This window comes from Larkinella terrae (genome assembly GCF_009668025.1).
Lineage (GTDB): Bacteria > Bacteroidota > Bacteroidia > Cytophagales > Spirosomataceae > Larkinella > Larkinella terrae.
This window is the reverse complement of the sequence record NZ_WJXZ01000014.1, coordinates 945,615-964,935: the sequence shown is the minus strand read 5'-3', so window position 1 is coordinate 964,935 and position 19,321 is coordinate 945,615. Positions and strand designations below refer to the sequence as shown.

Sequence of the window (19,321 nt, the reverse complement as noted above, 5' to 3'; positions counted from 1 at the left end):
GTGGTCTCGAAGCGCAGGTTTCGGGAATGAACAGAAACAGTGGGTTTCCGGCAACAAAATCCGCTGGAATTGATTTATCTGAAATAAACAAGCCAACATCATGAACCAAAAAACCGTAAACCAGGTAGCCCGAATTGCGCTGGGTGCCAATCTGATCTTTGCCGGAATCAGCCATTTGACGTTTGCCCGAAAAGCGTTCCGGGCGCAAGTACCGGATTGGGTGCCGTTGCCGAAAGATGATACGGTCGTGTATTCCGGCATTGCAGAAATCGCACTGGGCAGTACGCTGGTCCTGACCGATCAGCAGCACCAGCAGGCCGTCGGGAAGGTCGCGGCTTCCTTTTTCACTGCCGTATTTCCGGGAAACCTGTCGCAATATTACAACCACCGAAGCGCCTTCGGGCTGGATACCGACCGGAAGCGCTTCCTCCGACTGTTTTTCCAGCCGGTGCTGATCTACTGGGCCCTAAAAAGTACCGACAACCTGTAATTGATTCCCTCCTCTCTTTGTTACCGCATCGTTTCCTGCCCTTTTCCCAAAAGTGACAGGGATCGACTCATTTGTGACAGGGTTATGCCGCGCTGAAGCCGACCTTTGATTCATTCAAACGGAATCAAAAAATAACCTTCAGATAGCATGAAAACGCTTGGTAAATCCCTCTTCGTCGCTTTTGCGCTGACCCTGGTCAGCTTCTCGGTTTCCCACGCCACCAACCGGCCCATCACTGGTTTAAAAGCCGTTGCTTACGAAACCAGCCTGTATACCGATGCCAAAGGCAACCTGCGAATTGCCATCGATAAACAAACCGGTGGTACGGTGGAGGTTCGGCTGGTCAACAGCGAAGGAAAGGAATTTTTCGTCGAGCGGATTGGCAAGCAACAGCAAAAAGCCCGGATGAAGCTGGATGTGAGCGAGTTACCCGACGGAAATTATCAGGTAGCGGTTTCGAATGGTGCCGCCAGCTTGATCAATAACCTGACAATCAGCACGCAGCAACCCAGCTTCACGGGTCGAATGATCGCGGTCAAGTGAAAGGTCTTTAGTTTAGGTTAAGTTGTACGTCAAAAGGCCGGTCCGGTTTGGGCCGGTCTTTTTTGCAGCAGGCATTTTCAGGTGGAAAATCTATGCCGAGCGGATGAAGGTTCGGCTCGTTGACTGCGTGTTTTAGCCGGTTTTATGCCAAAAACAATCCGGCCCGGTGTCCCAAAAGTGACAGCGATCGACCCATTTGTGACAGCCTATTTTGGGTCAGAAGTCGACCTTTGATCTATCCAAATCAGCTAAACAACACCAAACTCGGTAGATCATGAAAACGCTCGTCAAACCCCTGCTCGTCGCTTTTTCGCTGGCCCTGACCACCCTCTCAGCTTCCAGCGCCGACATCCACAAACCCATTGGCCGACCCAAAAATGCGGCTACCTTTCAGCGAGGCATCTATGCGACCTCCGAAGGCAAGCTCCAGATTGCGCTCAACAAACAAACCGGTGGCCCCGTCACGGTTCGGCTGGTCGATCAGTCGGGCCATGAAGTGTTCTTCCAGAAAATTGGCAAACACCAGCAGGCGGCCCGGCTGCGGCTGGATGTTAGTTCGCTGACCGACGGAAACTATCAGGTATTGATTTCCAATGGCTTCGACACAACCGTCAATGAGCTGACCATCGCAACTCCGCCAGCCCATGCGACCAACCGAACAATCGCGGTCAACTGAAGACGGTTGGCGATCCTGAAAACAAATGATACGGCGACTGACCCCAATCAGGCCAGCCGCCATTTTTAAGCCAGTCCCTGATCCTTTATCGATGAAAACCAATATACTCCTGGTAGGCCCTGAATCCAATCTGGAAGCGCTCTTCCGGCAACATTTTCGCCACGCCGTTCAGGATGGCACCTATGAGTTTGCCTTTGCCGGGAACGGGCAGCAAGCCCTTCGAATGTTGGAAGAACAGGCCAGCATTGATGTCGTCCTGATCAGTGTAACCGGTCTGGATCTGCTGGATGAACTCCGACGGATCAATTCGGTCGCACGGACCATCGTTCTCACGCCGAGCGGTGATCTAACGACCATTCGCCAGGCCATGAACCGGGGCGCGTTTGCCACCATTACCCGACCGATCAATATTCAGGACCTCAAAGCGACCATCGATTCGGCCCGCCAATACGTACATCAGTTGCGGGAAACGCAGGAGCTGATGAGCCGCGATGGCCAGAAAACGCAGGTTTTCAGTACGATCACCCACGAGTTGCGATCCCCGCTGTCGCAGTTGGCGGCTACTGTCGACCAGTTGTGCGAAACCGCCGATTTACCCTTAACGCAACCGCTGATTGCCGTTCGACGGAATGCCCGACAGCTCCTGCGTCTCCTTAACGAGCTAACCGCCATCACCCAAATCGAAACCCCAAAGGTGGAACTGGCCAACCTGCCTGGACGGACTTAGCGAACCGGTGTAAACGTCATTTTCGGCAGCTTCAAGGCATTGTCGATCAGTTTGATTTCCAGCCGCAGAATTTCCTCTTCTGCTTTGGCGTCGATTTTCGCGGGATCGTCCGTCGGCTTGTGGTAATCCGGGTGTCCGCCGGTGTGGAAGAACAGCACCGGGATCTGCTTGGCGTAAAAAGCCGCATTATCCGAGCCGCCGTTGCCCGCCCGGTCGGTGAAGAATTTAACCCCGGCGGTTACGTCCCTGAAAACCGCTGGCCAGGCATCGGCGGTTCCGTAGCCGCCAATGCCAATGCCGCGTTCGGGATTGTAGCGGCCAATCATGTCCATACAAATCATGAAATTAAGCTGGTCGAGCGGCAGGGTTGGGTGATTCAGAAAATGGCGGGAGCCCTGCAACCCCAATTCTTCCGCGCCGAACGCCATAAACAGAAAATTGTACGGTTCTTTTGTCCCGTTTTTGGAGTAATACTTCGCCAGTTCGAGCAAACCGGCCACGCCCGAGGCATTATCGTCGGCCCCGTTGTGAATCTGTCCCTGCGGATTTTCGGCCAGCGAACTGCCCTGATTGCCCAGCCCCAGGTGATCGTAATGAGCGCCGACGACAATGGTTTGGGCGGCCCCATTGTCCAGAAAACCGATAACATTGGCGGCTTTTCGCAGGCTGTCGGGCACCACCACGCGCCGGACTTTGGCGGTAAAAGGCTGATAAAAACCGTTGTCTCCCAGCGGTTTCAAACCGTACTTCCGAAAATGCCGGGCGATGTAAGCTGCGGCTTTGGCGTTTTCGGGGCTGCCCGTTCCCCGGCCTTTCATTTTGTCGGAAGCCAGCTTATAGATATGCTGCTGAATGCGGTCGGCCGAAGGTTCCTGCGCAAAAACCGGGATGGTTATTAGTAAGAGAAAGGCAAAAATGCGATGATTCATGCCCGCAAAATTAGATTATTTTGGCGGTTCCGACGTAGAGTCGCGATTAATCGCGTCTCTACCGGTAAATGCGGTATTTTTTTGCAATTTTGCCCTGTTTTCATCAACGCCATTTCGAACGATGCGCCTTCTGATCATTTTTTTTCTGCTGATTTTACACCCCGTTTTTGCCCCGGCTCAACCAAAACCCAAGCCCAAACTGGAAGTAACGCCCCTCAATGACCGCGTTTTGGTCCACATCACGTACGGGATGTATGAAAACGAAAGCGTTCCGTCCAATGGCCTGATTATCAAAACCGACGACGGCGTTGTGCTGGTGGATACGGGATGGGATACCGACGGCAATACCGATAATACCCGGCAATTGCTCCAGTGGGTGGCCGAAAACCTGCGCCAGCCCGTCCGCCTTTGCATTGTCACCCACGCCCACGGCGACCGGGTTGGAGGTGTCCGGGAAATGCGGAAAGCCGGGGTCCGCGTGGTCAGCACTCCGCTAACGGCCCGGAACTCAGTCAAACAGGGGTACGACGCTCCCGAAGCCATCCTCCCGAACGATACCACGTTCACGATCGGGAAAGAGCCGATTCGGTGTTATTTCCCGGGCGAAGGCCACACGAGCGACAACATCGTGGTCTGGCTCCCCAACCAGCGGATTCTGCACGGCGGCTGCTTTGTCAAAAGCGTGGCGGCTTTCGGCATGGGTTACCTTGGCGACGCTAACCTGAAGGAGTGGGCCAATTCCATTCGGCGGGTAAAAAGTCGGTTTGGAAACGCGAAAACCGTGGTGCCGGGCCACGAGGAATGGAGCGACACCCGGGCGCTGGATCACACGCTGCGGTTGCTGGAGAAACACGCGGCTGCGCAACGGTAAGGCCATTTAGTCAATGTGGGCCTCGCTTCCAAACATCCACAACGGCGTTTGGGCCATCACTACGGCGGCTTCCGCTTCCATAAAACCGGCCAGCACCTGTGGAGGATCGGAAAAAATGGGTTTCAACCGGCTCAACTCCTGGTCCTGCAAAATCGGCCACCTGGAAAAACCGCCGACATACAGCGAAGGAAGCGCAAAGACGACCCGTTTGATCTTAAACTCCCGGATCATGAACGAACACATCGGGCAGGGCTCGCAACTGGTGTAGAGGGTGCAACGCGAAAGATCGGCCGAACCCAGCACCTGATGCGCCTTGTTCAGCGCGACGATCTCGGCGTGTTCGGTGATGCGGGTGTTGTAATCGTTGCGCCCTTCGGCAATGAGTCGGTCGTCGAGGGCCACCAGACTGCCAAAAGCCGCATCCCCGCGATCCACGGATTCCTGTGATAATTCAATGCGCCGCAGCATAAAGTCCCGATCATAGGGCCTGATTTCCTGAAATCCCATAAGTTGATTTGAAAAAGGAGGTCTTAACGGGACTAAAAGTAAAAACCGCCCATCGGTGGATCAAAAAAGAAATGGCAAGTGGTGGGTAAAGCCGAAGGAATGGTGGAATTATAAAAAGGAAGCGGTTTTACAATTGGATCGAAAGCGCCAAATGGCCGTCCAAACCGCGTTCAACGATTTTTTGCAGGGTTGAAAGGCGCAATTCTTTTAAAGTTTTCATATCCTTTTTCCAGTGCATCCCGTTTTGGGACACCCGGTTTGCCGTACTGTTTATCCTTGAACTGTTCCGGCGTGGTGAAATTGTTTTTTCATTTTCACAGGCCGCTTTTCATTTATACACTTTGTCCCGAACCATGCGAATGTTGTTGAACATGGGCAGGTCTTCCACGCAGTCAGCGGGAATAATTCCCCGGTTGATCCAGTTGACCACAACCTGAATCGAGATACCGTATTTTTTGGCATAATCCCGCACCGACAGCCATTCGCCCAGATTCAGTTCGTGACCGTGCGATTTCAGAAAATCTAGCGTTTGTTGTTGACCCCGCTTGATTTCTTCCAATTCTGCAGTGAGATCAATTTTCGTTTTTTCCATCTCAGTTTATCATAAAGGGGCGATTTAGTCCCGGTGCTACTCATCATCAGCTTTTTGCTCCTGCAACCACGCCAGAATTTTCTTTTCCCTCGTCAGGCGGCTAATCTATTCCCTCTCAGTACCTTCTTCAATCTGGTAGTAATAATGACTTAAAAGATGCAGAATATGAGCCAAACGACTTTCGTGAAATTCGATCATTTTGCTTAACTCTCTGCGGTTTATGTTCGGGTGGCTTGCAAGATAAAAATGCGTTTTGTTTAGTTAGTAAACATAAAAATGGACGTTGATTTTGCGTAGCTGGGAGCAGGTTCTATTCTGCGTGTATTCTACATGTGAAGAATAGTAGAAGTTCCTCTGGCACGAAGCCGATATTTAAAGTAAATCTTAGAAGACTACGAGGACGGGCCAGAGGCCCTATGGATAGCAGTCGCTCGCGTGCCGCGAGCGACAAAGGAGAAATAAGATTATAAATTTGCCTTTTGAATTTCAGAAGTATTTTTGATAATCAAATAAGACAATCCAGTAAGGATAAAAAAAATAAAATATCCCAAGCAGCCATTTGCAAGTAATATCAGATTTTATTACGAGAGAAATGCTCGTAGTCAAAGGAAGAATCATTAAAGAAGTAATAAATGTTATTTTGCTATATTTATTATTAAACAACCCCATCCAAGGAAACTTTTTTAATTCTTCTTTATCTGTTTTATCAAATGATGATTTTAAATGTATAATCAATATTAATAAATACCAAAGCAAAAAAATAACTATAGATGGAGCCACCAAACCCGCAATTGCTGAATCAACTTTTATTCCTGCTACTTCCAATCCTTCTGTAGTATTTTCTTTTTCTTCTTTTTCTGCTAGATCGTCCAGTTCAGACATAGCTTTTTTTAGGCCATAATCCCACATACTTAGTCCTTTTAAAGTAGATAGCTTTGGAAATATGATATATCTCTGTCCCTTTATTTCCATTAGTTTCTTATTTATTAAAATTGAGGATACGTATTTTTTATTTGTATTGTTTGCAGCCCTTTTGAAATTTCGTAAAATTTCAAACTCTACTGTATTATCAAGACCGTAATTGAAATTTATAAATAAATACGGAGTGTTTCCAAGGTTCCTAATGTAAAATGCAACAGTGTTTATTTTCTTTAATTTTCTAATATTCTCTTTATTCAGAAGTAATTTAACCCTTAATGAATCTTGATCAAATTGATATACTTCTTGAACTTGCTTGTCGCTTAAAATTTCTTCTAAAGTATGGTAATAATGCTTAATGCTGTGGGTGTCATCATTTATCTCTTCAATCGAATTATATGAGTTATATAAATCGATGCGTGTAAACCCAATAGGAGTAACAACAAAAGATGAATCGATATCACCCAATTCATCTTTAATTATTTTATAGACGCCGTTATCTTTATAAAATCTATGAACTTGAATGGCAGGAAGACTGTCGATTGTTTCAATTGATTTATACAAGAATTCAGCTTCTGTTTTAAGCTCACTGTATTTACTTGTGTTTTTTGACTTTATTCCGATTGAAAATACAAACATAGCAGAGCATACAACAATAATTATTTGATGGATATTCCTTATTGACTCTAATGCTTCTTTCATACTCTATATGTAGGGAAAATATATTTAGAAAAATAAAACAAAACCCAATACTAAAATAATAAATTATTACACTTTCAATATTTTACAATGAGAAAGCCACCGCAGTCCCAAAACCGCGGTGGCTTTCTCACTAAAATGGAATATTACTTCCCAAACTCAACCCAGCTTACCCCGCCGATATTTTCGGCTTTCGGATCATCCTTTACGAAAACGAAGTACAGATCCTGTTTGCTGCCGGGATTCTGAATCGGGGCGGTGAGTTCGGCGGTTTTGTTCCAGGCACCCGTGGCTGTGTAATTCACCGTGCTGATCACCGGGCCTTTCACCGAGCCGGTATGCACTTCAATCGTGCCGTCGTGGTCTTTCGACGCCACCTGGTACGTCAGCTTCTGAATGCCTTTCAAATCCACGCCTTTCAGCACGAAATACGCCTTGTTTTTGGTGGCACCCAGTCGACCGCGCTGGCGGTTCATGTTGTAGGTCTCGTCGGCGTCACCGGCCAGCACCCTGGCGGGGCGCAGAATCAGGCTTTCGCTGGTGGTCAGGGGCGTAATGGCTCCGCCTTTGTCGGTATACGACGCCGACAGAATGTAGCGCCCCGTCTGTTCCTTGCCCACGTGCTCCTTCAAAACCGTGCTGCCCTGCTGCGGCAGCGTCACATCCGGCTGGTCGTTCGCCAGCGCCAAAACGTATTTCACGATTTCCGTGGCATCTTCCTTCGACAATTGCGGGTGGGCATTCATCGCGTGCTCGCCCCAGACTCCGCCCCCGCCCGTAATTACCTTGTTGGCCAGCCGCGTAGCCGCGCCTTTGTCACCCCGGTATTTTTTCGACACCTCGATGAACGCCGGACCGACCGACTTGCCGTTGATCTGGTGACAAGCCTTGCAATCGCTGGCCTGCATCAGGTTTTTGCCCAGGTTGAACGTGCTCGTAATCTGCTGGTGACCCACCACCTGCTCGTTACCCGACACTTTCGGAATGTAGTTCAGCGCTACTTTTACCTTCTTTTTGTCGATCACCTTGTCCTCATTGTCTTTCACCTCGACGGCGTATTTAAACGGCGTCTGGTCGGCAAAAAAGAACGTGCTGTTGTCGGTCGTGGCAATGGCAACCTGCGGCAGCGTGTTCCCAACCTTGATTTCCAGCGTATCCACCGAACTCTGACCCGCCGGGTCGGTTACTTTCAGGATGGCGTTGTAAATACCGTTTTTCTGGAACGTAAAGGTCGGATTCGCTTCGGTTGAAGCCACCTGATTGCCTTCAAACTTCCATTCGTAGGTCAGCTTGTCGTCCTCGTCGAAATCGTAGCTCTGGCGGCTGCTGAAGGCCACTTTGAACGGGGCTAGCCCGATTGTATCGCGCGCCGTCACTTTGGCAACCGGTGCCCGGTTTCCGGGGTTGAACTCGATTTTTACCAGACGCGCGTCGTCGTTGTCAATGCCGTAAACCGAGCCGTATTCCAGCATGTAAATCTCGCCTTTCGGCCCAATTTCCATATCGACCGGACGACGGAAATCGCCCCGAACCGGCATGAACGCTTCCATTCGTTTGTAATTCTGATTCTCGTCCATTCGAACCGCATACACCCAGTTCCGCATCCAGTCGTACATAAACAGAGCTTTGTCGTAGTATTCCGGCAGTTTAACGTCCGATTTCAGGTTCGCGTCGAAGTGGTAAACCGGTCCGCCCATCGCGCAACGCCCGCCCGTTCCCAATTCCGGAAATTCGGTCGATTTGTTGTAGGGATACCAGACCATCGCCTTGGTGGTCGGCGGCAGGTTTTTCAAACCGGTGTTGTTCGGCGAGTTGTTGACCGGAGCCGCCGGATCGAAATATTCACCCACGGCTTTCGTCCCAAAATCGTACGCTTTGTACGGTTTGCTGTCGCCCACGAAGAACGGCCAGCCGTAATTTCCGGCTTTTTTCGCCTGATTGAACTCGTCGTAACCGCGCGGTCCCTGCGGCCCGTCAACGCCGGAATCCGGCCCGATTTCGCCCCAGTACACAATCGAGGTCTCGGGATCGACCGAAATCCGGTACGGGTTCCGGCAGCCCATGACGTAGATTTCGGGCCGGGTTTGCGCCATACCTTTCGGGAACAGGTTGCCGTCGGGAATGGTGTACGAACCGTCGGCTTCGGGGTGAATCCGCAGAATCTTGCCGCGCAAATCGTTCGTATTTCCCGCCGAACGGGCCGCATCGAACGTCAGGCGGTTGGCCTGCCAGTCGGTCGGCGAAAAACCGCTCGACTCGAACGGCACGGTATTGTCGCCCGTCGAAATGAACAGGTTGCCGTGTTTATCCCAGGCCATCGACCCGCCGGTATGGGCGCTCACTTCCAGATCAATCGGGAATTCGATGATGGATTTCTCCGATTTGAGGTCCAGCTTGCCGTCGTCGTTCATCACAAACCGCCCGATCCGCTGCTTCGTCTGCCCGCCGTCTTCAATCGTATAGAAGAAATAGAGGTAGTGGTTTTTGGCAAAATTCGGGTCGATGGTCATCCCCAGCAGACCGTTCAGGTACTTCTCAACGGCTTTTACCGGGAAATCATAAACCAGCTTCGTGCTTTTGGTTTTGGGGTCATACAGATAAAACTTGCCCTTCCGCTCGGCCATGAACACCCGGCCATCCGGCGCTACGGCCAGTTCCATCGGTTCGTTCAGGTCGTTGGATAAGACGGTTTTGACAAACCGGGTTTCGTCCGGCGTCTTCACCGCGTAGGCTTTTGAGTAATCGAGATCCTTGTTGTCGCCGATCACGTATTTCAACCCGCCGAGCAAATGTTGCTGAAACAGCGGTTCGCTGTAGCTCTCGTTCGTGTGCCCACCGCCCGTATAAAATGCCCGGCCACCGTCGAACTCGTGGTACCAGACAAACGGGTGATTGTCGCCGTTGCGGCCCCCTTCGTAAGTGCTTTCGTCCAGTTTCGCCAGCACTTTGATATCGGGATTGATGTTGCGATAGCTGTACAATTCATCAAACCGCTCCCAACGGTCGGGCAGAAAGCTCGTCGAGGGGTGGTTTTTGTCGATCACGTCGATGGCGACCTTCTGCTGCTTGGGGTGGTGCAGGAAATACGCCCCGGCAAGTTTGTTGTACCACGGCCAGTTGTACTCGGTATCCGCCGACGCGTGAATGCCCATAAAATTGCCCCCCGCCTGAATATAGCGCTCAAAAGCTACCTGCTGATCGGGATTCAGGACGTTGCCGGTGGTGCTCAGAAACACAACTGCGGTGTAGTGTTTCAGGCTGTCTTCCACAAAATAAGCCGCGTTTTTAGTGGTATCGACGCGAAAACCGTTCTCTCTTCCCAGCTTCTGAATGGCGGCAATCCCGGTCGGAATCGATTCGTGGTAATAGCCTTTGGTGCGCGAAAACACCAGGATGCGCGGCACTTTCGGCGGAGGGGTTGGCGCAGCCGCAACGGGTGCGGCTGCGGATTGCGATGACGTTGATGACTGATTGGTAGCCATTTTGGGCGATTTACAGCCATAAAAGCTCCCGGCTACAGAAGCCATGAGCAGTAATGCCGTTCCAATCGTACTGGTTTTTGTAGAGATTAGCATGTGGTTTTGGAAAAAAGTCAATTCAATAAAAGGGAAATAAAACGGTTAAAACCGTTGAAAACAGATGGGCGAATTGTTTAATAGCCCACGGTTCAAACCGTGGGCTGAAAGAAATGGTAACGTTTTTTGGCAACCGTTTTAACGGTTTTACCACACACCCTCTGCCCCGAGCCCGATGCCCTCTGCCCAATTACAATTTAATCGCCCATTCGCTCTTCAGCGGGCGTTCCAGCAGCGCGTTGGCTTCTTTGTCTTTTTTGAACGATTCCTTTTTGGGGTCCCAGCTCAGCGGACGTTTCAGGGCATAAGCAATGTTGCCAATGTTGCAGACCGTGGCCGTCCGGTGCCCGATTTCGACGTCGCAGATCGGTTTGCTGCGTTTCCGCATCGCATCCAGAAAATCCTTGTAGTGGTTTTCGCTGTGGTAAACGTGCTTCTCGTCCGCTCCGATCACCTTCGTAGCCAGCGCAATGGGGTTGGTTTCCAGCTTTTTCCGCTGAATATTCAGGGTACCTTCCGAGCCAATAAACTGAATCGCGTTGTTCCATTCCCAGGGTTCGTGCGTCATCGTAATGCCGTTCTCGTACCGATAGGTCAGGAATTTGTGGTCTTTTCCGTCCGGCGGAATCACCTCAACGGGGCCACTACCGTCCATGTCGAGCGACCATTGCACAATGTCGAACATGTGCGCACCCCAGTCGGTCACCATGCCCCCGCCAAACTCCTTGTAGTTCCGCCAGTTGGGAAACACGTCTTTGGACAGCGGAGGGGCCAGTTCCGAATTAAAGGGAACGGGTTGGTTGGGTCCCAGCCACAAATTCCAGTCTAATCCGTCGGGAATCGGTTCGGCGGGCAAATCGTACGGTTTGGGTGGCGGACCCACGTTCACCTTAATGCCCTTTATTTCACCGATATAGCCGTTCCTGATCAGCTCGGCGGTTTGCCGGAACTCGGGCCACGAACGCTGCATGCTGCCCGTCTGAAAAACCCGGTTGTGTTTACGGATCGCGTTTACCATCGCCCGCCCTTCCTTCACGGTCAGCGACAGCGGTTTTTCGCCGTACACATCTTTACCCGCTTCGGCGGCTTTCACGGCCATAACCGCATGCCAGTGGTCGGGCGAGGCAATCACCACGGCGTCGATTTCTTTGCGGTCGAGCATTTGCCGAAAATCCGGATACGCCTGAATGTCTGTGATCGTGCCTTTGGCTTTCTTGCCTTCTTCGCTGGCATAAAATGTTTTGGCGCTATCGATGAACAGATCCCGCTTGGCTTTGTAGACCTCACTGGCTCCCAGAATCCGGGTTTCGCCGGTGGCTAAAAAATTCCGGGCCAGCCCCCGGCTTTGCTTTCCGGTTCCGATAAAACCCAGGTGAATGATGTCACTCGGCGCCCGGAAGCCCGAACCGCCCAGTACAAACCGGGGAACAATCATAAAAGCCGATACGGCTGCCGAAGCTTGTCCGATGAATTTGCGACGGGACAAGGCGGTAAACGATTCTTTTTCCATAAGGGTGAAGGAACTGATCTTGATTTCTGATTAAAAAGCGAAAACCGCCCCGGATTTACTTTCCGACAAGGCGGAGGAGTAAAGCCAATAGCGGTTTCAGGGGCGACTTTTTCCGTTTCACCGAATCGGCCACTGGACTAGGCGGTGTTCTGCGCCAATTTTGATCCCGAAACAGTAAACACAACTTTTTAAGAATCAATGAAAACAAGCGTAATCCTGCTACTGGCGCTGGTGTTGCTGGGCAGTTGCAAGAAAGAAACCGATGGGGTTATTCCGGGCGGTCATGTGCCCGTGAAAGCCGCCGGAAAATGGATGTATGGCTCGTTTGCCATGAGCGAATTCTGGGCGTACGACGGCTCGTACCAGGGCAATCCGTTTGAACTGGCCGTCATCTTCGATTTTAAAGCCGCCGGAACCTACGAGAAATATTTCGTAGCCACCACCCGCGACTACTCGGGCTGCAAAACCGAAACCTTCAGCTACGAAAAAGGCCGCGTCGACTTCGACGAAACCGACGGATCGTTCACGACGACGCCCACGGAGGGCCGTTACCGGGGCTTTTACTCCTGCTATCCCAAGCAGAACATCAACCGGAAAATGGAACGCTCGGAACTGAAAAAGCAAACGTATTATTACGAGCTGAAAACCGGCAGCAACGGCAAAGCCAATTTCGTTGTGCGGTTTCAGAAGTCGGATAGCAATGTGAGTACGTTTCTTCCAACTTCCTGGTAATCAACAAAAAATCAAAACTGCTGATCGAAAAACCGCAGCGCGTCGGCGATGTGCTTTTCCCAATACGGCCATTCGTGCCCGCCCGGATTTTCCTGGTACTGGTGCGGAATCTGCCACTCCAGCAGCGTTTTGTGGAGCGTTCGGTTGGCTTCGATCAACTGATCTTCCGTGCCGCAGTCGAACCGGATGGCGGGCAGCCGGTCGCGGTTTTGTTGCATGAGCTGGGCAACGGATTCCGTTGCCGGATCGGTTTGGACGTAATGGCGGAGCGGTTCCTCCACGAACTGACTCAGTTGTTCCGATTCCGTAATGGACGACAGCCCGCAAACCGCCCGAAACCGCTCCGGGTATCTGGCAGCCAGCCGCAGCGCGCCGTAGCCGCCCATCGACAAACCGGCAATACAGGTCGTGCTTTTGAAATTTTCGGCCAACTCCGGCGAAACGAGTGCGGCCACGGCATTCGGCACGTCGTCCAGAATCCAGCGCTCAAAGTCAAAACCGTTGTGGGGTAAATAACCGCTGCCATCGCCCCACAATCCGTCCGACGGCATGGCGAGAATCATCGGGCGCATGCGGTTTTCGCGAATCAGCCGGTCCGCCGTTCGGTGAACCCCACCTTTCAGCGACCACGCCCAGTGGCTGCCATAGACACCGTGTAGCAGGATCACGAGCGGTACCAGTTTTTGCTGCAACAGCTCAGGATCTGGTAACCAGACCGTTAAATCACCACGACCTTTTAGATTGGGCGTTTTAACCGTGACGTAACGAAGGCCCTCGTGTTCAAACCGGGGGTCGGAAATCTCGATGGTGCGGAAGGGAAGAGTAAGCATTTGGAAAGAAATTTACCCCGAAACGTCGGCTCGGACTACGGGAGATTAGGATACTATTTGACTATTAAAATGAACCCGAACTATGGTATTATTTCCTTGAGCGTAAGCCATTTCAGTGCCATCGGCACGTAATGTTTGTAGGAATTGCGGTTATCTTACTGCATCAGCGTGCCATCGGTACGCAACTAAGCTTGAATGGCGTACCGATGGCACGCGTCGGACGCTTGGAAAGTTGGTTTTTCTATAAACATTAGACCCCTATGGGGCCAAACATCTCCTTGTTCACGTTAAAATAAATCCCCTTTAGAGCAAATTGAATTAAAAAACCACCACGCCTTTCGCGTTCAGACCGTTGCGCATGTCGTCAAACGCTTGCTGCAGGTCGTCGAGGGTGTAGGTTCGCGTTACCATTTCGTCGAGCTTCAGGTCGCCTTTCTGGTAGAGCTTCAGCAAAATGGGAATGTCGATTTCCGGGCGGCATTTGCCGTAGAGCGGATTGATGTAAATTTTATCCCACTCGAAGAGGTTCATGTCGATGGTGATTTTCTGCTCGATGCCGCTGACCTGACAGGCGATTCCGGCGTTTCGGACCATCGCCAGCGGAGCCGCACCGAGTTCGGGAATGGCCGTGCATTCAAAGGCATAATCCGCTCCCCGGCCACCCGTCAGCCCTTTCACCTGCTGCGCCACCTGCAACAGTTCCACATCGTCGCGCTCAGGCTGAATGGTGTGAGTTGCGCCGTATTGCTTCGCCATTTCCAGTCGGTTGGCATTGATGTCCACCGCAATAATCATCGCGGCCCCGGCAATTCGTGCGCCCTGAATGACGTTCAGCCCGACGCCACCGGTTCCCAGTACCACCACCGAACGACCCGGTTTGACCTGCGCGGCATTGACTACCGAGCCAAAACCGGTCATCACTCCGCAACCGACAATGGCGGCCGACGCGAACGGAATTGCAATGCCGGTTTTAACGACGGCGGCTTCCCGCACGACGGTGTATTCCGACAATGTACCCAGGCTAAATGCGCGTTCGATTGGCTGGTTCTGGAACATCGTGCGTTCCAGCGCGGCATGTCCTCCGCTGGCGCGGTTGCCCGATGTTACCGGCGAATTGACCTCGCAGATGTGCAGATTTCCTTCGGCGCACTGAAAGCACTGGCCGCACGGAATCGCCCAGTTCAGAATCACTGCATCGCCGGGCTGGACCTTGCGGACACCGGGGCCAACGCTGCGGACAATGCCCGCACCTTCGTGGCCCATCACGAGCGGTTTATTCCACGACATCGAGTCGAAATCGGTGTGGCAGATTCCGGCAGCCTTCAGCTCGACCAGAACCTCGTCGCCCTGCGGTTCGCCCACTTCGATAAAATCAATTTGAAAACTTCCGTTGCCCGTGGCAAGGGCCGCTTTAGAACGCATACGTACCGGGTTAAAATGAGTTTAGGATTTAGCGAAAAACAGGGGCAAAAAGGGAAAGACCGACGTAATCAGTCACCTTCTTCACCCGTTTTTACGCGCTAATCTAGTATTATTTCTGACGTATAAATCGAATGCTTTTCATTTTTCCCGGCCAATTGATGCGTCCGCAAGATGCCCGGTCGGTTTCGAAGCTATCCGGTGGCAGTTTTCCCGGTCTGGAATGTAAAAACCGGTCCTTACAAGTCAGTGAGGAAGTTGCTTATGCCTGAAAAGCAGCGCCTTTACCTTGTTATCGGAAGCAAATGGCAACTTTTTAACGTCAGGCGAGTTAGGGGAGTTAGTACAAAACAATCAACGTTATGAACAAAATTGATCGACGGGAGGATGTGAGTCCGAAAGAGGGGCAGCATCAATATGGCGACGTAACGTTTGCCGACCCGACCAACAAAAAGTACCCAATTGATACGCCGGAACACGTTCGGGCAGCGTGGTCGTACATCAACCACAAAGACAACGCGGCCAAGTACGATCCGGACGAGGTAGAAACGATCAGAGAGCGGATTCGAAGGGCGGCCAAAAAGCACGACATCGAAATCAAGGCCGATTGACACCGTTTTTTGATACGATTCATCTACACCAGAAAAAGGCCCGATGGGCCTTTTTCTGGTTAAACGCAGTAGTATATTCTGGTTCCGGCACATTCCGAAAATAGCGTTACTAGGGCCTTTTTCCTATATTTACCAACCATTCTCCTAACCGATGAAACGTTCATGCAAGCCACCCTGTCACCCAGCGTTACGCTAACCAAAATACCCACGTACATTTATGCCGTCGTGTTCTCTTCGCTCTGCATTGTCTGGGGCTTACTCTGGGACATCATGTGGCACATGAGCATCGGTCGTGACGGGTTGTTTGCGCCCCCGCATTTACTGATGTACGTTGGGGCCGTCGTGGCCGGCTTGTTTTCGGGAGTCAAGATTCTGCAGCTGACCTTTGCCCGACGAAACACCGAACGGACGCATTCGGTCCGGTTCTGGGGTATTTTCTACGGCTCGCTGGGCGCCATGTACTGCGTCTGGGGGGCGCTGACCATGCTCACATCCGCCCCCTTCGACGATTGGTGGCACAACACCTACGGACTTGACGTTCAGATCCTTACTCCTCCGCATACGGTTTTGCTGGTGGGGATGATGACGGTGCAGTTCGGGGCCATGATCGGCGTGCTGGCGTTACAAAACCGGTTTTCCAACAGCCTGACAAACAGTCCATTTTCCGATAATTCCAGGAATAAACAACAGGCGAACCAGCTCAAAATCATGTTTACGATTGCGGCCGGTTTGCTGCTGAGCATCCTCTACACCATGCTGGCCGAAAAGCTGGGGCCCTGGGCCTCGCACCATTCCTCGGCATACATCACGATGGGCATTGCGTTTCCGTTCTATCTACTGGCGGTCGGGCGCGCATCGCCCTTACGGTATCCGATCACCATTACGGCCATTGCCTACATGCTCGCCATGCTGATTCCAAGCTGGATTCTGCCGCTTTTCCCGGCAACGCCCCGACTCGGCCCGGTTTTGAATCCGATTACGCATTATCAGGCGTTTGTTTTTCCGCTGTTGCTTGTCATTCCCGGTTTTGTGCTGGATAAACTGCTTCACCGGTTTGGTAACGGCCAGATTAACGACTGGCTGCTGGCAGTCTTCACCGGAACGGCATTCGTACTGATTATCAGTGTAGTGCAGTGGTATTTTGGCGCGTTTCTGCATACGTCTCCCAACGCCCGCAACTGGTTTTTTCTCTCCGATTCCATGTCGTACAGCGATGATCCGACCTCGCCGTATCACCACACGTTCCACCCGTACTGGCTTCAGTCGACGGCCGGTTTTTTAAAGGGAATTGGCGTTGCCATCCTGTGCGCTATCCTTTCGGCGCGCGTTGGACTGTTGTGGGGCAACTGGATGAAACGGGTGCAGCGGTAGAGCGGGTTAAAAGTTATGAATTAAGCGTTAAAACAAGGCATCGTGCAGGCAATCATCAGGACTTTTTCGCTCCGAATACTGGTCTATTCACTCATTCTAACATTCGTCCATTCACTCGTTGCGCGGGCCCACGTCGGCAGCCCAGGGGTTCTGGTGCAGAAACAGGCCGGAAAGTACCAGGTGCTGGTGAGTGTGATTCCGCCGGATGTGGTGCCGGGAACCGCCAAAATAACGGTTTTTGTGGAGAGTGGCCGCGTTAAAACGCTGCAGGCCCGGCCAATCTATTTTTCCTCCGGCGACGAAGGCGCTCCGGTTCACGATGAGCTACAACCCCTTGCCGAAAACCGCTTTGAAGGCGTCGTCTGGATGATGGATTCCGGTTCGTCCAGCGTCGAATTAAAACTCGACGGTCCCGATGGCAAAGCCACGATTATAGCCCCGGTTTTGTCGATTCCGACGAAAATGCAACCCATGCCCACCGGCACCGGCTTGGGTCTGGCGGCCCTCGGACTTTTGCTGGTGATCCTGTTCATCACCACCGTCGGGGCAAGTCTGGCCGACGGAACCCTGAAACCCGGGCAGTCGGTCTCGGTTTCGCTTCGGCGGAAACGCCTGGTTGGCATGGGCATTGCCGCGCTGCTGCTGGGCGTTGGGCTAACCGGCTGGCGAACCTGGTGGACCAGTTGGGCCGACGACTACCGGAATCACGAATTGTATGCGCCGATGCCCGTCGAATCAAAAGTAGCGCTGACAACCTCCGGACAAGCGGAGCTGACCATTCGGATCGATACGTCCCACTTTGCAGAAGGCGGCATCAAGCGCCGTCGCCTGAATTTTCTGGTTCCCGATCACGGCAAACTCATGCACGTTTTTCTGGTTCGGACACCGGGATTAGACGCGTTTGCCCACCTCCACCCCGACCGGAGCAGCACGACCGATTTCCGCTCGAATCTACCGAATCTGCCCGCCGGTCAGTATTTGCTGTATGCCGATGTTGTTTTTCGAAGCGGTTTTTCGGAAACCTTGACGGATACGATTTCAATCCCGGCTGTTCGCTCTAAAACCGCTTCCGGTTTGCAAACGGACAGCGACGACAGTTGGCTCGTAACGGAACCGATGGGCGTAAAAGCCAATGCCGTGGGTCTCCCCCACCTCACTGACGACATGGTTCTGTGCGGCATCCCGGGCGCCAGTTCGAAGCTGGCCGATGGTTCAACGATGCTCTGGACCGATAAACCCGCCCAGATCCTGGAAACCGGTACGCCGTATCTCCTCAAATTCGCCGTTGCCGACTCGCTGGGCAAACCCGCGCCTTTGGAGCCTTATCTGGGCATGGGCGGTCACGCGGCCATTGTCCGGTCCGATGGCACGGTTTACATTCACCTGCACCCGGTCGGAACGTACTCGATGGCCGCCGAATCGTTTCTGGTCGATCGCATTGCCGACACGACGCGCAGCTTTCATTACCCCGACGCGAAGGCGTTCCGCGATAGCATCGACCGGTATGTTTCTCACTTGAAAACATTGCCCGAAGCCGAAAAAAATGCGGTTTTGATGGCCGCCATGCCTGCGATGTCGCACCAGATGAAGGTCAATAACATGGTGGAATTTCCGTACGCCTTTCCCCGGTCGGGTCATTACCGGATTTGGGTGCAGGTCAAACGCAATGGACGGGTGCTAACGGGCGTTTTTGATACGCAGGTGAAGGATGGATTGATGTAAAAGAAGGCCCGGGCCGATCAGGTGCTTTTTTGCTCACTCCTTTTGTTCCTTCTCCTTCCCGACTATCTTTACAAAAAGTCAAATTTGCATTATGAGAATTGTGTTTGCATTGGGTCTTTGCTTTCTGACTTCCTCTATTTTCGCACAAACCAAAAAACCAGCGCCAAAACCCGTTGCCGGGCCGGGGCAGCAAGTATATGAACAATATTGCCTGTCCTGTCACCAGGTTGATGGTTCCGGCGTACCGAATCTGAATCCTCCCCTGAAGCAATCCGAATGGGTAACGGGGGACAAAACTCGGCTTATCAATGTGATTCTGAAAGGATTACAGGAGCCCATTGAAATCAACGGCGAGACATTCGATAACGTGATGCCCGCCCACGATTTTCTGTCCGACAAGGAGATTTCCGACGTCCTGACCTTTATTCGCAGTAGTTTTGGCAACAAAGCCGAAGCGGTTTCGGCGGAGGATGTGAAGAAAGTGCGGGCGGTGAAATAAAGCCATCTGAACCCGGATTTCGCAGATTAAAACGGTCCGCCGTAGCGGGATTAACCATGATAATTGATTAACTATTCCTCCGACCCATCAGCTAACCCTA

The 19,321-nt window shown here is 52.0% G+C and carries 18 protein-coding genes; 10 read left to right on the top strand and 8 right to left on the bottom strand.

Features of this window, described 5'->3' with window-relative positions:
* The first annotated feature begins 100 nt into the window (after positions 1–100).
* From GJJ30_RS25705 to GJJ30_RS25690, 4 genes are all read left to right on the top strand, one after another.
* Entirely contained in the window at positions 101–490 is a 390-nt protein-coding gene (locus GJJ30_RS25705; protein ID WP_154178030.1) for a DoxX family protein, read from the top strand.
* 147 nt (positions 491–637) lie between these two features.
* Positions 638–1,033: a T9SS type A sorting domain-containing protein gene (locus GJJ30_RS25700; protein ID WP_154178029.1), complete on the top strand. Its 396-nt coding sequence runs from the start codon at positions 638–640 to the stop codon at positions 1,031–1,033.
* 274 nt (positions 1,034–1,307) lie between these two features.
* Positions 1,308–1,709 carry a T9SS type A sorting domain-containing protein gene (locus GJJ30_RS25695; protein ID WP_154178028.1) on the top strand — a complete coding sequence of 134 codons (402 nt, stop codon included), beginning with the start codon at positions 1,308–1,310 and terminating at the stop codon, positions 1,707–1,709.
* A 91-nt stretch (positions 1,710–1,800) separates the two neighbouring features.
* A complete protein-coding gene (locus GJJ30_RS25690; RefSeq protein WP_170299276.1) occupies positions 1,801–2,436 on the top strand; it encodes a response regulator in 636 nt (211 codons plus the stop codon).
* On the opposite strand, the gene GJJ30_RS25685 is transcribed toward GJJ30_RS25690, so the two are convergent.
* The gene (locus tag GJJ30_RS25685; protein WP_154178026.1) at positions 2,433–3,365 is read right to left on the bottom strand and encodes a M20/M25/M40 family metallo-hydrolase; all 933 of its coding nucleotides are present in this window, start codon (positions 3,363–3,365) and stop codon (positions 2,433–2,435) included. The two genes, GJJ30_RS25690 and GJJ30_RS25685, sit on opposite strands and share 4 nt — an antisense overlap.
* Before the next feature lie 121 nt (positions 3,366–3,486).
* On the opposite strand from GJJ30_RS25685, the gene bla reads away from it, so the two are divergent.
* On the top strand, positions 3,487–4,236 hold the full coding sequence (gene bla, locus GJJ30_RS25680) for a subclass B1 metallo-beta-lactamase (RefSeq protein WP_154178025.1): 750 nt from the start codon (positions 3,487–3,489) through the stop codon (positions 4,234–4,236).
* A gap of 6 nt (positions 4,237–4,242) precedes the next feature.
* On the opposite strand, the gene GJJ30_RS25675 is transcribed toward bla, so the two are convergent.
* From GJJ30_RS25675 to GJJ30_RS25655, 5 genes are all read right to left on the bottom strand, one after another.
* Positions 4,243–4,704, bottom strand: coding sequence for a nucleoside deaminase (locus GJJ30_RS25675; protein ID WP_170299275.1), 462 nt, complete (start codon positions 4,702–4,704; stop codon positions 4,243–4,245).
* Positions 4,705–5,071: 367 nt separating this feature from the next.
* Positions 5,072–5,335, bottom strand: coding sequence for a helix-turn-helix domain-containing protein (locus GJJ30_RS25670; protein WP_154178023.1), 264 nt, complete (start codon positions 5,333–5,335; stop codon positions 5,072–5,074).
* Positions 5,336–5,821: 486 nt separating this feature from the next.
* Positions 5,822–6,955 carry a hypothetical protein gene (locus GJJ30_RS25665; protein WP_154178022.1) on the bottom strand — a complete coding sequence of 378 codons (1,134 nt, stop codon included), beginning with the start codon at positions 6,953–6,955 and terminating at the stop codon, positions 5,822–5,824.
* A gap of 143 nt (positions 6,956–7,098) precedes the next feature.
* On the bottom strand, positions 7,099–10,527 hold the full coding sequence (locus GJJ30_RS25660; RefSeq protein ID WP_205880616.1) for a ThuA domain-containing protein: 3,429 nt from the start codon (positions 10,525–10,527) through the stop codon (positions 7,099–7,101).
* Between the two features lie 190 nt (positions 10,528–10,717).
* Positions 10,718–12,037 (bottom strand): Gfo/Idh/MocA family protein, encoded by a 1,320-nt coding sequence (locus tag GJJ30_RS25655; protein WP_154178021.1) that lies wholly within the window; start codon positions 12,035–12,037, stop codon positions 10,718–10,720.
* 198 nt (positions 12,038–12,235) lie between these two features.
* Between GJJ30_RS25655 and GJJ30_RS25650 the strand changes: the two genes are divergently transcribed.
* Complete coding sequence (locus GJJ30_RS25650) at positions 12,236–12,769, top strand: hypothetical protein (RefSeq protein ID WP_154178020.1); 534 nt, start codon at positions 12,236–12,238, stop codon at positions 12,767–12,769.
* Between the two features lie 11 nt (positions 12,770–12,780).
* Here the strand turns inward: GJJ30_RS25650 and GJJ30_RS25645 are convergent, their stop codons facing one another.
* A complete protein-coding gene (locus GJJ30_RS25645) occupies positions 12,781–13,599 on the bottom strand; it encodes an alpha/beta hydrolase (protein WP_154178019.1) in 819 nt (272 codons plus the stop codon).
* A gap of 318 nt (positions 13,600–13,917) precedes the next feature.
* Entirely contained in the window at positions 13,918–15,021 is a 1,104-nt protein-coding gene (locus GJJ30_RS25640; protein ID WP_154178018.1) for a Zn-dependent alcohol dehydrogenase, read from the bottom strand.
* A gap of 359 nt (positions 15,022–15,380) precedes the next feature.
* On the opposite strand from GJJ30_RS25640, the gene GJJ30_RS25635 reads away from it, so the two are divergent.
* From GJJ30_RS25635 to GJJ30_RS25620, 4 genes are all read left to right on the top strand, one after another.
* Positions 15,381–15,629, top strand: a complete 249-nt coding sequence (locus tag GJJ30_RS25635) for a DUF6582 domain-containing protein (RefSeq protein WP_154178017.1) — start codon at positions 15,381–15,383, stop codon at positions 15,627–15,629.
* Between the two features lie 162 nt (positions 15,630–15,791).
* On the top strand, positions 15,792–17,000 hold the full coding sequence (locus GJJ30_RS25630) for a hypothetical protein (protein ID WP_154178016.1): 1,209 nt from the start codon (positions 15,792–15,794) through the stop codon (positions 16,998–17,000).
* Positions 17,001–17,042: 42 nt separating this feature from the next.
* Complete coding sequence (locus tag GJJ30_RS25625; protein WP_310588387.1) at positions 17,043–18,722, top strand: DUF8832 domain-containing protein; 1,680 nt, start codon at positions 17,043–17,045, stop codon at positions 18,720–18,722.
* Positions 18,723–18,813: 91 nt separating this feature from the next.
* Positions 18,814–19,221, top strand: coding sequence for a c-type cytochrome (locus GJJ30_RS25620; protein ID WP_154178015.1), 408 nt, complete (start codon positions 18,814–18,816; stop codon positions 19,219–19,221).
* The last annotated feature ends 100 nt before the right edge of the window (positions 19,222–19,321 follow it).

Coding starts and splice junctions, on each gene's coding strand:
- GJJ30_RS25640 (WP_154178018.1), bottom strand. CDS start 15,021: ATGCGTTCTAAAGCGGCCCTTGCCACGGGCAACGGAAGTTTTCAAATT.
- bla (WP_154178025.1), top strand. CDS start 3,487: ATGCGCCTTCTGATCATTTTTTTTCTGCTGATTTTACACCCCGTTTTT.
- GJJ30_RS25660 (WP_205880616.1), bottom strand. CDS start 10,527: ATGCTAATCTCTACAAAAACCAGTACGATTGGAACGGCATTACTGCTC.
- GJJ30_RS25645 (WP_154178019.1), bottom strand. CDS start 13,599: ATGCTTACTCTTCCCTTCCGCACCATCGAGATTTCCGACCCCCGGTTT.
- GJJ30_RS25705 (WP_154178030.1), top strand. CDS start 101: ATGAACCAAAAAACCGTAAACCAGGTAGCCCGAATTGCGCTGGGTGCC.
- GJJ30_RS25655 (WP_154178021.1), bottom strand. CDS start 12,037: ATGGAAAAAGAATCGTTTACCGCCTTGTCCCGTCGCAAATTCATCGGA.
- GJJ30_RS25665 (WP_154178022.1), bottom strand. CDS start 6,955: ATGAAAGAAGCATTAGAGTCAATAAGGAATATCCATCAAATAATTATT.
- GJJ30_RS25675 (WP_170299275.1), bottom strand. CDS start 4,704: ATGCTGCGGCGCATTGAATTATCACAGGAATCCGTGGATCGCGGGGAT.
- GJJ30_RS25620 (WP_154178015.1), top strand. CDS start 18,814: ATGAGAATTGTGTTTGCATTGGGTCTTTGCTTTCTGACTTCCTCTATT.
- GJJ30_RS25670 (WP_154178023.1), bottom strand. CDS start 5,335: ATGGAAAAAACGAAAATTGATCTCACTGCAGAATTGGAAGAAATCAAG.
- GJJ30_RS25630 (WP_154178016.1), top strand. CDS start 15,792: ATGCAAGCCACCCTGTCACCCAGCGTTACGCTAACCAAAATACCCACG.
- GJJ30_RS25695 (WP_154178028.1), top strand. CDS start 1,308: ATGAAAACGCTCGTCAAACCCCTGCTCGTCGCTTTTTCGCTGGCCCTG.
- GJJ30_RS25685 (WP_154178026.1), bottom strand. CDS start 3,365: ATGAATCATCGCATTTTTGCCTTTCTCTTACTAATAACCATCCCGGTT.
- GJJ30_RS25700 (WP_154178029.1), top strand. CDS start 638: ATGAAAACGCTTGGTAAATCCCTCTTCGTCGCTTTTGCGCTGACCCTG.
- GJJ30_RS25635 (WP_154178017.1), top strand. CDS start 15,381: ATGAACAAAATTGATCGACGGGAGGATGTGAGTCCGAAAGAGGGGCAG.
- GJJ30_RS25650 (WP_154178020.1), top strand. CDS start 12,236: ATGAAAACAAGCGTAATCCTGCTACTGGCGCTGGTGTTGCTGGGCAGT.
- GJJ30_RS25690 (WP_170299276.1), top strand. CDS start 1,801: ATGAAAACCAATATACTCCTGGTAGGCCCTGAATCCAATCTGGAAGCG.